Genomic DNA, 14,037 nt, shown 5'->3' with positions numbered 1-14,037 from the left:
ATAAAACATGCTGTTCGGCACAGCCTGCTAGTTCATTCAATTCCATAATCCTGCAATTTTATACAATAAAGCCCCTCTGCTGATTTATTGCTTCACGGTGTTAATTGTTCCTAAATTAGTCAATTTTAGAACGACTATTTCCCTTGATCTAAAGGTATGATGGCAATGTACTCTCCTCTCTTTCACCTTCTGATTCCCATTCAAATTGTTTCCCATTAAAAAAACTAAATAGAAAGCAGGCGAACGAATGAAGAAACTATCTTTATGTGCGTGCGGAAGCGGAAAGCCAACTGATTATTGTTGCAAAAAAGGTTGGCAAATCACGTCCTTTACCCATGAATTTACCTATCCGGGGGAACGTGAGGAAATGATAAAAAAACTTCAAATCAGCAAACAGTTTGAAATGAGAAACCGCGGATTGATGAAATTTTACGGTAATGACCTTATTGCCTGGAAACTCAGGAAACCGTCAGATCCTATCAGAAATGAGTTTCTCCGAATCCTTGCCGGCTTTATGGCCGATTATCTTGAAGACAATTGCCCAGACTCATGGCAGCAATGCGGTCAGCCATTTTGGGAAGAATTAGTTGCGGCCTATTTACCGCATTGTATACACATTAGCCAACAAGAACAGGAACATCGCCTTTTTCTTTCACAACTAAGAAGGTTTGCCTATTGGATAGATAAAAGGGAAAAGACCTCAATCCTGCCCACAATTGAAACCCTCAGTACCCAGCTTCAGCAAGAGCTCTCCATTTGCGAATCCCTATTAAATCGTTTGACAGAGACTGCCTATCCAGGCATTCTTTCAGGAAACCTGGATATCAATAAGACTTTAGAAAGGAACTTCCAAAAGCTTGACTCTTATTACTCTACCCTTCCCGGCTTGTTTGAAGTTTCTTCATCGATCAACTCAGTATTCAAACTCATCGACTTAGAGACAGGCAGTGCTTATCATGTAACAGGGCTTCCGGAATCTGTTCCTCCCGGTTTCCTATTACAGGGCGCGATTGGCAAAGGAAAAGGGACGATGTTTTGGGAATGGTGCTATCTGGCCGGTGTATTTCCTCCTAGTTCGAAAAAGTTTTTTAAAACTAAGGAACATGTAGTTGTACTATAAAAAATCATAAATCCTGACATAAAAAAGGAAACGGATTTTGCCGTTTCCCTTCAAAAAATCCAATGCCTTTAAGGAAGACGCTTTGTCCAAAATCCACCTCTTAAAGTACGAGGTTCATAAGATATAACAAAAGCAGACGGTGCGATGTCTTCTATTGTGCGCATTAACTTCTTCTCATTTGAACGTTTTGCAAGCACCTGCATGACAATCCGGTTTCCATCCCGTCCATCTGCAAGCCAGCTGGTTACCCCGTATCCCTTGTCTCTCAAAACTTGTGGGACACTCGATTCTTCTTTGTTGATAATGATTTGCAATGTTACATATCCCAAAGCAAGCCATTCTTCAATTTTACTTCCAAGATAAACACCACTACCCCAGCCTATACAATAAGCAATCAAGTTATATATTTTATCAATATTTTCAAGTACTATATTTAAACCGATCAAATAAATGAAAACCTCGACTACGCTTATGAGGGAAGCCAGGACCTTTTGTCCCTTCATTACAAACATCAAGCGGACAGTGAACAAAGAAACATACACTACATTAATAACGACAATGGTTACAATCATGCTCAATGGACTCATGCTAAAACTCCCTGTTTATGTATTTTGCACTTTAATTATTCCTTCCCTTTTCTTTCTATACTAAACTAAATGAAGAAAGAGAGCCTCTATGACTCTCTTCCTCAGAGATCCTAGTACTGGTTTAATGTCCGTTTCAGGAATTCCTTTGTCCGTTCTTGTGTTGGATTTGTAAAGATTTGTTCTGGATGGCCTTCTTCTGCAATGACTCGCTTATCCATAAAGACAACCCGGTCCGACACTTCACGGGCAAAGCCCATTTCATGGGTTACAATCAGCATGGTCAATCCTGATTCGGCAAGCTCCTTCATCACCTTTAGGACTTCTCCAACCATTTCGGGGTCAAGCGCGGAGGTCGGTTCATCAAACAGCATCACATCTGGCTCCATTGATAGCGCCCTCGCTATAGCCACACGCTGCTTCTGGCCGCCTGATAACTGGCTCGGTTTGGCATTGATGAAGCGGTCCATACCAACTACTTTTAAATACTTCAAGGCGATTTGTTCAGCTTCCTCTTTAGATCTTTTTAACACCTTCATTTGGCCAACCGTACAATTGCTTAACACATTGTGATTGTTAAACAAGTTGAATTGCTGAAAGACCATTCCGAGCTTTGTCCGATACAAAGCCAAGTCATGCTTTTCATCGAGAATATTCTCACCCTTATAAATGATTTCTCCACCGCTTGGCATCTCAAGAAGATTGACACAGCGAAGGAGGGTTGATTTTCCCGAACCAGAAGACCCGATAATGGTAACAACCTCCCCTTTACCAACCGAGAAGTTAATATCTTTCAAGACTTCATGCGCCCCAAATGATTTGCTTAAATGCCGAATATCAATGATTGTTTCCATGGCTATCCCCCCTAGCTCCTTCTCGTTTTCTTTGCAATATCATCAGGGGTTTCAACTTGCATCTGGTTCCCCATCATGATCATTTGATAGTTGTCAGGGCCATCCATTTTTCTTTCAATATAGCGCAAAATCCTCGTTACCGTGAATGTCATAATTAAATAAAGCAAGCTTGCTACAAAGAATGATTCAAAGTACCTGAAGTTGTTTCCGGCAATCGATTTTGTTTGAAAAAACAGTTCGGTAACTGAAATGACATTCAAAACGGATGTATCCTTAATGTTGATAACAAATTCATTTCCTGTTGCCGGCAGGATGTTCCGGATCGTTTGCGGAAGTACTACATTCATCATTGTTTGAAAATGGGTCATCCCAATCGCTTGAGCTGCCTCGAATTGGCCTTTATCAATTGAAAGAATGCCGCCTCGGACGATTTCCGCCATATAGGCCCCTGTATTAATCGATACAATGATCAATGCCGCGACCAGGACATTCAAATCTATGTTAAATGCCATTGCTGATCCATAATAAATGACCATTGCCTGGACAATCATCGGCGTTCCCCGGAAAAATTCAATATAAATTGAAAGAAGAATGTTTACCGTTTTTAATAGAACACGTTTTGAACCTTTATCCGGCATAGGAATCGTCCGGACAATCCCAGCCATAAGGCCAATCAACGCCCCAACAATTGTACCTATCAGGGCTATCAAAAGCGTAATGCCTGCACCACGCAAAAACATCGGCCAATAATCAGAGATTATACTAATAATCCAGTGAATACTCATGCAGCTTCTCCTTTCCATTATAAAACCGGCTGGTTTCAGCCGGTTTTATAATCGCCTTTTTACTTAGCAGCGGGCTGGTTTTTAATCGCTTCATCCATAATCGCAGTTTGTTCTTCTTCGGAAATACCGCTAAGAATTTCATTGATTTTATCAGTCAGGTCGCTTCCTTTTTCTAGCCCAACTGCAATTGCCGTATCATCAGCAGAAGTTTTGAAGCCTTCCTCAAATTCAACCATGACGAAATTACCGTTTGCCGAAGACGCACTAATTGCCTCTGGACGTTCAGACACGTAACCATCAATCATGCCTGATTCAAGAGCAACCCTCATAGCAGGGAAATTATCCATAGCTGTTTGTTTCTTCACTCCGTCAATCTGATCGATAACTGAATAGTGGAAAGTATTCAATTGCGCAGTAACCTTGGCACCACTAAAGTCTTGAATCGATGTTGCCTTCTCATATTTACTGCCCTTTTTCACTACCATAACAAGGTTTGAGTTATAATAGTTATCCGAGAAGTCGATTGTCTTTTTTCGCTCTGCAGTCGGTGACATTCCTGCGATAATTGCGTCAATTTTGCCAGATGTAAGTGCCGGAACGAGGCCGTCCCATTCGGTTTTGACGATAACAAGTTCCTTGCCAAGCCCATCTGCGATTCGCTTCGCAATTTCAACATCATAGCCTCCAGCATATTCAGATGCACCTGAAATTTTTACAGCACCATTATCGCTATTCATCTGTGTCCAGTTGAATGGGGCGTACCCTGCTTCAAGGCCTACTTTAAACGTATCTTTATCGGATGAGCCTGATCCAGAACCGCTGTTCTCACTGGAGCCGCAAGCTGCCAGTAAAAGAACCGCAGATAACATAACTACTAGAATGACTGAAAATCTCTTATTCATCGTTTCTCCTCCATTTTTTTCGTGCTTGAATACAAAAAGCGGCCTGAGATAGACTCAGGCCGCACATATATGTACGCAAGCACAGATTCCCTCTCTTTATCCCGAATGAGATAGCACAACTCAGATGAACTGGGAGTTCACTGAGACAGTCCTGCAGTTATTCACTGCAGACCCAGCAAGCAATACCGAGAATATTGCCCACTTCGGCGACATTTCCTTCTCCATAGAATCCCAGCTTTCTCGAGCTCATCTATGGACTGTTAAATATCGCGCCTCTACCTCACTGTTAAAAGTGAGGTTACTATTAAATTATATTGATAAGGCTATACTACTATTGCAATTCTGTCAAACGGAACTATTTTAAAAAAACGGTATTTCTTTCCTAAAATAATATAAGCCAGGTATCTGTAGGAATTCCTACTTTACCTGGCTTTTTTAATATATAAATTGAAATTATTTTTTAAAAATTTGTCTGTTGATTTCCGTTCCACAAAGGGAAGCTCCTATGAATAATCATTGCAGAGACAGGCGCCTTTTGCCTTTCGCGAGGCACTTCGCTTTCCGCGGGGCGTGCGGTGAGCCTGTCTAGCTGCGGCTCCTAGCTCCTCGAGGTCGCTTCGGTCCTTCAGCTGAAGTCAAAGAACGACTCCTGCATCAGGCCCTCCAGCGCTTGTCGGAGCTGGGCAGTCGCCTCCGCATTTCTTCTCCTCGCCGACTTTGGCGTCTGTGGGGTTCCACCTGTCACGCTGCTCCCGCAGGACATTGAGTAATCTTCCCTGAAAAAGCACCGCAGGAGAAAATGCGTTTTTTGCATTTTCGAACGAGCTTCGTGCCTTCCACTCCAATCAACTGATCTGCAAAAAAGTGTTTTTAAAACTTCAATATATATAGAAAGCTTTTTAATTTTCCTCTTCGTTCTTGCGGTCCTTTTTAAATAGCTTTGAAAGGACTTCATATACAATCGGAACAACGATGAGCGTAAGCAACGTGGAGCTGGTTAAACCGCCGATGACCGTAATAGCAAGCCCTTTGGAAATCAGGCCGCCGCCACCCTGGCCGATTGCAAGAGGGATAAGCGCACCGATTGTTGCTATGGCTGTCATTAGGATCGGACGGAGCCGTGTTGATCCCGCTTCAAGTATAGCTTCGCGCATGCTTAATCCATCACGCTCCATGTGAATGATCCGGTCGACCAATACGATTGCATTCGTTACAACAATCCCAATCAGCATCAATAGACCCATCATGACAGAAACTGAAATCGTCTCACCCGCAATCAAGAGACCGACGAATGAACCAATGACTGTAAATGGCAGCGAGAAAAGGATGGCAAACGGTGCCAAACCTTCCCGGAATGTAACCACCAGGATAAAGTATACGATCGCAATAGCTGCAAGCATGGCAATTCCAAGCTGGGTAAACGTCTCATTCATGTCCGCTTGAACCCCTGCAACCCCTACAGTTACACCTTTCGGAAGGTCGAGTTTATCAATTTCTTTCTGCACATCGGATGTTACCTTTGAAATATCCTTGCCGGTTGCAGTACCCGAGACAGTCGCATAGTATTCACCCTTGCTTCGGGCTAGAGTATTCAATGTCGTTCCTTCCTCGATTGTGACCAGTTCTGATAACGGCATTGTTTTTCCAAGAGCAGTCGGAACAGGAGTAGACAGCATTTCCTCAATTGATTTCGGCTGTAATGCCTGTTCCTGCTGAACGATCACATCAAGCGAATTGCCGTTCTTCTCTATTGTTGTCACAACTTCCTCTGTCTTGAGAGGGTTAAGCATCATTACGATTTGGCCAGCTGTTAGGCCGTACTGAAGCAGCTCATCCTGCTCGACTTTGAACGTATATTCAACAAAAGCATCCTCTGCAGAGGAGCTGACATCCTTCAGGCTCTCATTTTCCTTCATGATAGCCTCTACCTTCTTAACCGATTCATTCAGCTTATTGAGGTCCTCGCTATAGAAGGTATAGCTGACTTCATTTGGAGCAAGCGACATCGCTGAGAAGTTCTGGCTTTTCCACTCGCCCGATTGCCTAATATCCGTAACATATTTTTCAATCTCTTCACGAACTTCAGGGAAATGATCCATTTCCGGGTCAAAGATCAGATACATAAGCGCACCGCCAGCGCCTCCGCCCATCATCGCGGACATCGGGTCGCCTTCTTCATTTACGGAAATCTGCAGAATATCAATATCATCACGTTTAAGAAGCTCTTCCTCAACAGCTCTTACATTTTCAAGTGTTTCGTCCTTCAGTTCACCTGCTTTAGGTGTATAAGTCAAATACATAACCTTTTCTTCTTCGCTGCCCAGAAAACTAAACCCGATCAACGGAGTTAAGGCAATACTTCCAGCGAGCAGGACAATGGCGATAATAGATGTAATCACTTTATGGTTAAGAACCTTATCAAGGACGCCTTTATACCAGTTTGCAAGCTTACCTGCCTCTTTATGGCTGCTTTCTGTCTTTTCACTATAAAGCTTTTTCTTAAACAAGGTGTGTGACAGAGCAGGTACAATCGTAATCGCAACAAGCAGCGAAGCGCCAAGTGCAAAAGTCATCGTTAAAGCAAATGGAGCAAATAATTCCCCAACCATGCCACCGACAAAAATAAGTGGCGCAAATACGGCTACTGTTACCAATGTTGATGAGAAAATTGGTTTGAACATTTCAATCGTTGCTTCACGTATTAAGGCCCTGCCTGTCAATTTTTCATCCTTCAGATGTAGCCTCCGGTAAATATTCTCGACTACGACAATCGAGTCATCAATAACCCTCCCGATTGCAACGGTGACTGCACCAAGAGTCATAATATTGAGTGTGATTTCCATCCAGTTTAATAGCAGCAATGCCATGAAAATGGAAACCGGGATAGAAATGATTGAGATAATGGTAGACTTTACATCCCGCAGGAACAGGAGAATGATCAAGACGGCAATCAGTCCGCCAAAGACTGCTTTTTCAACCATTGTTGTTACCGATTCTTCGATTGGTTCTCCCTGGTCAAGGGAAACATCAATCACAAGGCCATCGATTTTATCCTCTTCTTCTTCAATCAAGTCCTTCACACTGTTTACGACATCAACAGTATTGGCCTGCTGCTCCTTTACAATCTGGATTGCGATCGCATCTTCACCATTTGTGCGTGATACAGATTGTACTCGGCCGACTGTTTCAATTTTGGCAATTTCACTAAGTTTGACAAAGGGTGATGGATTGCTCTGTGATGGAGTCACTGGAATGAGCATGTTTTTCAACTCATCCTCTGTCATGAATTTCCCATCAACCGCAACAGCCTCTTCACCTTCCTCAAACTCATATAGGCCAAGAGAAACAGCAAGATTGCTGGCTTGAATTATTTCTTTCACTTTATCTTTTGTTAAACCAAATTGCTCAAGTTTGGCATCATCATAGGTTAACTCTACTTCTTCAATATGCTGGCCGGTAATCGTTGCCGAACCTACACCGTCAAGCTTCTCAATCTTAGGGAGAAGGATCTCCTCAACTGTTGAGGTAAGTTCAACAATGTCCTCTTCCGTACTGCTCACACTTAACGCCACAACTGGCATCATATTCATGCTTAAAGCCGTTATTTGCGGCTCCTGAGCGCCTTCAGGAAGCTCAACTGCATCTAAGGCGGATTCCAATGCCCGTTTTGCTTCAGCCATATCAATTCCATACTCATATTCAACCTGAATACTGGACATATTGGAATATGAATTGGAATAGATAGCCTTGACATCCTCTAGCCCTTCAACTGCCCGTTCAATTGGCATGGAGACGTCTTCCATGACTTTCTCAGGAGTGGCACCTGGGTAAACATCCATAACCATTAAATACGGTATAGTAACATCGGGTATCGTTTCCATATTCATACGTGTTCCAGAATAAATTCCGGATACTGTTACAATAATCGTTAATAGCCACACAGCCAATTTATTCTTTAATACAAAATTAACTAATCCCTTCACTGGTGCACCTGCCCTTTATTGACTTAACTTACCCATTTACTTATACTAATGACTAACCGGTCATTTGTCAATGAGGCTAACTAGGAGAGAGATGAAAAATGATTAAAAAACAATTAATAATGGAAAAAGCGTTGGAACTTTTTGCGGAGCAGGGTTTTGAAGCTACATCAGTCCAACAAATCACAGAACGCTGTGGGATTTCCAAGGGGGCCTTTTACTTATCCTTCAAGTCCAAGGACGAGCTGATTTCGGCATTGATTGATCATTTTATGATGCAGTTTGTATCAGATATTGACTATATAGTCAAAAAAGAAGGGCCGACTGAAAGCCTTTTATACGAATTTTACTATTCTACTTTTGATACATTTCATAAACGCTCTAATTTTGCCAAAATCCTCATTAAGGAGCAAATGCAGTCCCTAAATGAGGAGCTTTTTTTGAAAATGCGGGACTATGATAATAAGATGGAGAAAAGCATTCAAACAATGATTGAGAGGCTGTATGGCGAAGAGATTGACGATATTAAATATGACTTAATCCTTACAATTAAGGCGCTGCTGAATACCTATTCCCAGTTATTCATCTTGTTTAATATTCCTTCACCTGATATGGAGCTCCTATGCAGGTCACTCGTTGAAAAAACAAACCTGCTGGCACTAAACGTATCCGTGCCTTTTATTACAAAAGATTTATATGAAACACTTCTCCGCCCGTTGAATGAGGAGATCTCCAGGGATCAATTGATTGAACTGCTTCACGAAAAAAGCGTTGAAATTGAAGAGCCTGTCGAAAAAGAATCGCTGTCTTTGTTAGCAAAGAATCTCGAGGAGCCTTTGTACAGCACAACCATTGTCAAAGGCCTGATTGAGAACATTCGCAACCACCCGCATTGCAAATGGGTGTCCTACTTGTTAAGACAGTACTACAAGATATAAAAAAGCGCCGGCTTGATTATATGGCCGGCGCTACTATTATTCATTTCTTCCCCGCTTTGAAAAGGTCCCTGGTTTTAAAGCCTGCAGCTAGGATTTCCTTCATTTCCCCGCGGCGCTTCGCTTTTGTTGCATCCTGTTTCGCACTATAGACATAACGGGCCCAGTCCTTTTTATACCCTGGAGTAAGGTTCTTATAAAAATCCAACAAATCAGGAGTGTCCGAAAGATCCTTTTCAATCTCCGTGATGAACTCAATATAATCATCCACCGACTGGCTGGGCTTCATTGCTCTGGAATTTTTCCCCTTCGCATCCTCCTTGAGGCCGACAACAGTAAAAACATCATCCAATCCCACCATACGGGAAAACTTAATGGTACTGCTGCCAACATATCCATCTTCAGCCGCGCCAAGACCCGGAAGAATATCATCCCGGTGGACGTATGTATCGTACACCTTGTTTCCCTTTTTTGCATAAGCGATATACAAGTAACCATTCCTATTCAATCTCTGGTTATCTGCAACAGCCAGGACAAGATTCTTCAGTGACTCCATATTGGCCACAAATGCAAAAATGAGATCGTACTTCCCTTCACTCAACCTCGTATCATAACCTTCTAGTCCTGGCAGATAGTCTTTTCCCTCTGGCATATCCAGAACAGCAAGTGTTTCGTATTTGTGCAAGTTCAACTTTTCTACAATCGTTTTTGCCATATTTATAACTCCTATACGAATAAAACGTACCTTGATTCTACAGTCTTGCCCAATCCGGTTTCAATTAGCGCAGCTTATTTTATCCTAAACTTATGCATCTTCTAATTGGAGAGAATGTAAGCTGGCTGCAAGTTCCGCACGGAAATGGCGCTGCCGTTCAGCGAATTCCCTCATCTGACGTTCAAATTGATTCTGTTCACTGTCCAGTTTCCCTTTTATCTCCGCAATCAGCCTAGTCAGTTCAGCCATTCGGTTTTCTGCTTGTTCTGCACGGAATTGCTCGAATTTGACCTGCTGCTGTAATTCTTCATTCAGTTTGACCTGTTCTTGAGTCAAAGTTTCCAATCGTTGATACACATGGAACAAATCATTTTTAAACTCGTTTATCTTGGAGCCTGATGTTCTCGCTTTTTCAAGCATGAGCTCTTCTTCCACTGTTTCATACTTATTCCGCCACTCTTCGATTTCGGCTGATTTTTCTGCCAGTGCTTGCTCCAGGCTGATTTGTTTTCTCTTATATAGCTCAAGGTCCATCAAAAGCTTTTCATACTTCGTTTTTTCCAGCTGAAGATTGTTTGCAGTAAGGCTATGCTGTTCCAGCTCAGCAAGTTTTTCCTTAAGAGACCTGTTTTCCTGCTTGAGTTCATTCGAGTATTCCTGTAGCCTTTCTCTTTCCTTTCTGCCACTGGCAGCTTGGTTTTGCAGGTAGTTTAGCTCTTCTGCCATCTGGCCAATTTGATTTTCCAATTCCAATACTTTCGGATCCTGCTGTTCATTTATCAAATGAACAGCATTGTATTTTTCTTTATAAAAGGAAAGTTCCCTTTGGGCCAATTCAAGTTTTTCCTGGAGGTTCAGCTTTTCCTCAAGCGCCTCAGCCTTATGGTGCTCCAGTTCCCTCTGAAGTTTGTTTCGGGATGCCATCATCTCTTGCATGTTCCGCTTCAGGCCTTGTTCCATTTGCTGATATTTCGCCTCAATGCTGTCTAAGTATTCCTGTACATCCTTTTCATTAATTCCGCCAATAAACTTAGATCTAAAGTTTGACTTGATCGTATCCTTATTAATCTTGCGCCGTAACTCAAGCAGTTCTTCCTCTACCCCGGTTTGTTGTAAATCCTTTACCAATCTTCTCCCTCCCGCTTCGCAATCATTCTAATTAACTACTATGTTAACATACGGTAGTACTATTTACATAATTTTCTATTATCTCCACCCTTTTCCGTAGTCTATTAGTCTGGTTCATTTATAATTTTTTTATTTTTCCTCATTGCCTATTTAAAAATATATTGATACTATATAAGAGCATTAATTGGAAGGCTGAGAATTCACTATCTATCAGGGGTCTCTCCAAGCAGATAATTTTTGACCACCTCTTTCATGAAGAAGTTAAGGCCATACGGACAGCCGGGTCAAATGCCGATTGGCAACTTTAGTTGCCCTATTGATTGAGTTAAAAGCTCAAATTTTATAAGTTGGTTACTTTACAACCAGTGCATATGCACACAACTTGTGAAACGGTCAATAAGAGTGGTAAAAGTAATTATTTGCTATATAGACTCTGATCTAAACGATATGTTGAATATTAATGAGCTTTCTCCCTGAAGTTTTAAAAAAGCCCAGGGTCCGTGTATCAGTTTGGCTTTTTCGCCATGGATATGTCTGCTTATTTAATAGGATAAATATATCAAAGCAAGTGTTGTGCGCCATTATGCGTATTGCACTTGCTTTTTTTGTTGTTTCGGCAAGTTGTCAAAATTTAATTAGTTGGGAGATTAGGAAATGGGAAAAGCACTTATTATTGGCGCCGGCGGGGTAGCCTCAGTTGCAGTTCATAAATGCGTTCAAAATAGTGAAATATTCGAGGAAATCTGTATCGCAAGCCGCACGAAATCAAAATGTGATGAGTTAAAGGCAAAACTCGATGGCAAAGGCACAAAAATTACTACTGCCCAAGTTGATGCAGACAATGTTGATGAATTGATTGCCCTGATTAATGAAGTAAAGCCAGATATCGTTATGAACCTTGCTTTACCATACCAGGACCTGACGATTATGGATGCCTGCCTGGCAACGAAGACAAATTATATGGATACAGCAAACTATGAGCCGGAAGATACGGCAAAGTTTGAATATAAATGGCAATGGGACTACCATGAAAAGTTCCGTGAGGCTGGCATTACTGCCCTTCTTGGCAGCGGCTTCGACCCCGGTGTAACTGGTGTGTTTTCTGCTTATGCACTAAAACATCATTTCGACACAATCGAATATATCGACATTCTTGACTGTAACGCAGGTGACCATGGTTACCCATTCGCAACAAACTTCAATCCTGAAATCAATATTCGTGAAGTTTCTGCAAATGGCAGGTTTTGGGAAAACGGCGAATGGATTGAGACAAAGCCAATGGAAATCAAGCGTGTTTATGACTTCCCTGAAGTTGGCGAGAAAGACATGTACCTTCTATATCATGAAGAGCTCGAATCTCTTGCTAAAAACATCCCGGGCATTAAGCGCATCCGTTTCTTCATGACATTTGGCCAAAGCTATCTCACTCACCTTAAGGCCCTTGAGAATGTGGGGATGACCTCGATTGAGCCAATCGAATTTGAAGGTAAGCAAATCGTTCCGCTTCAATTCCTTAAGGCTGTATTGCCAGACCCAGCCTCACTCGGGCCTCGTACAAAGGGTAAAACCAATATCGGCTGCATTTTCCGGGGCAAAAAAGACGGAGAAGATAAAGTGTACTACGTGTACAATGTATGCGACCATGAAGAATGCTTCAGGGAAGTTGGTTCTCAGGCAGTTTCCTACACCACTGGCGTACCGGCAATGATCGGTGCGATGATGCTGATGAGCGGCAAATGGGATTACAAAGGGGTCTTTAATATCGAAGAGTTCGATCCAGACCCATTCATGGAGGCATTGAACAAATGGGGACTCCCATGGAAGGAAAGCTTTGACCCAAAGCTTGTGGACTAAGATGAAATTTGAAGAATTGCCAACTCCTTGTTATGTAGTAGATGAAGGCCTTTTGGAAAAAAACCTTAAAATCCTGAATGGCGTCATGAAGCGGACAGGATGCAAGATTGTATTAGCCCAGAAAGCATTCTCAATGACATCTTTATATCCTCTAATTGGAGAATATTTAAGCGGCACTACAGCAAGCGGCCCGTTCGAGGCCCGTCTTGGCTATGAAAAAATGGGTAAAGAAAATCATGTCTTCTCAGCTGCTTACCGGGATGATGAAATTGATGAAATCATTGAGATTTGCGATCATATCATTTTCAACTCCAACACGCAGCTTGAAAGATTTAAGGACAAGGTTCTTGCAGCTGGCAGAAAGGTTGGTTTGAGAATCAATCCAGAATGCTCAACACAAGAAGGCCATGCAATTTATGACCCATGTTCACCAGGTTCAAGATTTGGGGTTACGATTGAACACTTCCGCCCCGACCTCCTGAATGGCGTTTCCGGCCTGCACTTCCATACACTTTGCCAGCAAAATTCGGATGCATTGGAGTTAACCCTGAACGCTGTTGAAGAAAAGTTTGGGCCATGGCTCTCTCAAATGGAATGGATTAATTTCGGAGGCGGACATCATATTACCAGGGAAGACTATGATATCCCGCTCCTAGAAAAATGCATTAAGCGAATGCAGGATAAGTACAGCCTGGAAGTTTACCTTGAGCCAGGGGAAGCCATTGCCCTCAATGCCGGCTACTTGGTAACGACTGTCCTTGATACGGTTAAGAACGGAATGGATATTGCCATTCTTGATACTTCGGCATCCTGCCATATGCCGGATGTCCTTGAAATGCCTTATCGCCCCCCTCTTCTTGGTTCAGGCGAAGTTGGCGAAAAGCCCTACTTGTATCGCCTTGGCGGACAAACCTGCCTGACTGGCGATGTCATCGGTGACTATTCGTTTGACAAGCCTTTGGAAATTGGCAATCGCTTGGTATTTGGTGACATGGCCATTTATACAATGGTTAAAAATACAACCTTTAATGGTATGCCACTCCCGGCCATCGCCATCCAGGACAAAGACGGTAATTGCAGAGTCGTTCAAAAGTTCGGCTATCAAGACTTTGCAATGAGGCTTGCTTAATCAGCTAAAAAATAAAAGCCCGGATTTTTTATACTAAAAGTCCGGGCTTTT

11 protein-coding genes and 1 riboswitch are annotated in these 14,037 nt (G+C 42.4%); of the genes, 4 read left to right on the top strand and 7 right to left on the bottom strand.

The genetic code is table 11. The features are described 5' to 3' along the window. The first annotated feature begins 247 nt into the window (after positions 1–247). Positions 248–1,120 (top strand): hypothetical protein, encoded by an 873-nt coding sequence (locus A8F94_RS21600; RefSeq protein WP_066205530.1) that lies wholly within the window; start codon positions 248–250, stop codon positions 1,118–1,120. Positions 1,121–1,188: 68 nt separating this feature from the next. Here A8F94_RS21600 and A8F94_RS21595 read toward each other — a convergent pair whose 3' ends face one another. From A8F94_RS21595 to A8F94_RS21570, 5 genes are all read right to left on the bottom strand, one after another. Continuing rightward, positions 1,189–1,707, bottom strand: a complete 519-nt coding sequence (locus A8F94_RS21595) for a DUF2179 domain-containing protein (protein WP_066205527.1) — start codon at positions 1,705–1,707, stop codon at positions 1,189–1,191. A gap of 110 nt (positions 1,708–1,817) precedes the next feature. After that, positions 1,818–2,558, bottom strand: coding sequence for an amino acid ABC transporter ATP-binding protein (locus A8F94_RS21590; protein ID WP_066205520.1), 741 nt, complete (start codon positions 2,556–2,558; stop codon positions 1,818–1,820). Positions 2,559–2,569: 11 nt separating this feature from the next. Beyond that, positions 2,570–3,343 (bottom strand): amino acid ABC transporter permease, encoded by a 774-nt coding sequence (locus tag A8F94_RS21585; RefSeq protein ID WP_066205517.1) that lies wholly within the window; start codon positions 3,341–3,343, stop codon positions 2,570–2,572. 59 nt (positions 3,344–3,402) lie between these two features. Next, positions 3,403–4,245, bottom strand: a complete 843-nt coding sequence (locus tag A8F94_RS21580) for a transporter substrate-binding domain-containing protein (RefSeq protein WP_066205514.1) — start codon at positions 4,243–4,245, stop codon at positions 3,403–3,405. A 103-nt stretch (positions 4,246–4,348) separates the two neighbouring features. Continuing rightward, a riboswitch (Lysine riboswitch) is annotated at positions 4,349–4,531 on the bottom strand. Between the two features lie 613 nt (positions 4,532–5,144). Next, entirely contained in the window at positions 5,145–8,228 is a 3,084-nt protein-coding gene (locus A8F94_RS21570) for an efflux RND transporter permease subunit (RefSeq protein WP_066205509.1), read from the bottom strand. A 98-nt stretch (positions 8,229–8,326) separates the two neighbouring features. Here A8F94_RS21570 and A8F94_RS21565 point away from each other — a divergent pair, with 98 nt between their 5' ends. Next, positions 8,327–9,163: a TetR/AcrR family transcriptional regulator gene (locus A8F94_RS21565; protein WP_066205506.1), complete on the top strand. Its 837-nt coding sequence runs from the start codon at positions 8,327–8,329 to the stop codon at positions 9,161–9,163. A gap of 40 nt (positions 9,164–9,203) precedes the next feature. On the opposite strand, the gene A8F94_RS21560 is transcribed toward A8F94_RS21565, so the two are convergent. After that, entirely contained in the window at positions 9,204–9,875 is a 672-nt protein-coding gene (locus A8F94_RS21560; protein WP_066205503.1) for a YdeI/OmpD-associated family protein, read from the bottom strand. A gap of 90 nt (positions 9,876–9,965) precedes the next feature. Beyond that, positions 9,966–11,003: a hypothetical protein gene (locus tag A8F94_RS21555; protein ID WP_066205501.1), complete on the bottom strand. Its 1,038-nt coding sequence runs from the start codon at positions 11,001–11,003 to the stop codon at positions 9,966–9,968. Positions 11,004–11,657: 654 nt separating this feature from the next. Here A8F94_RS21555 and A8F94_RS21550 point away from each other — a divergent pair. Both A8F94_RS21550 and nspC read left to right on the top strand, forming a co-directional pair. Then, positions 11,658–12,857: a saccharopine dehydrogenase family protein gene (locus A8F94_RS21550; protein WP_066205496.1), complete on the top strand. Its 1,200-nt coding sequence runs from the start codon at positions 11,658–11,660 to the stop codon at positions 12,855–12,857. A 1-nt stretch (position 12,858) separates the two neighbouring features. Next, the gene (nspC, locus tag A8F94_RS21545; protein ID WP_066205493.1) at positions 12,859–13,986 is read left to right on the top strand and encodes a carboxynorspermidine decarboxylase; all 1,128 of its coding nucleotides are present in this window, start codon (positions 12,859–12,861) and stop codon (positions 13,984–13,986) included. Positions 13,987–14,037: the final 51 nt, after the last annotated feature.

Origin of the sequence: Bacillus sp. FJAT-27225, assembly GCF_001685025.1 — a bacterium.
GTDB lineage: Bacteria > Bacillota > Bacilli > Bacillales > Cytobacillaceae > Bacillus_D.
This window is presented reverse-complemented; position numbering and strand designations above follow the sequence as displayed.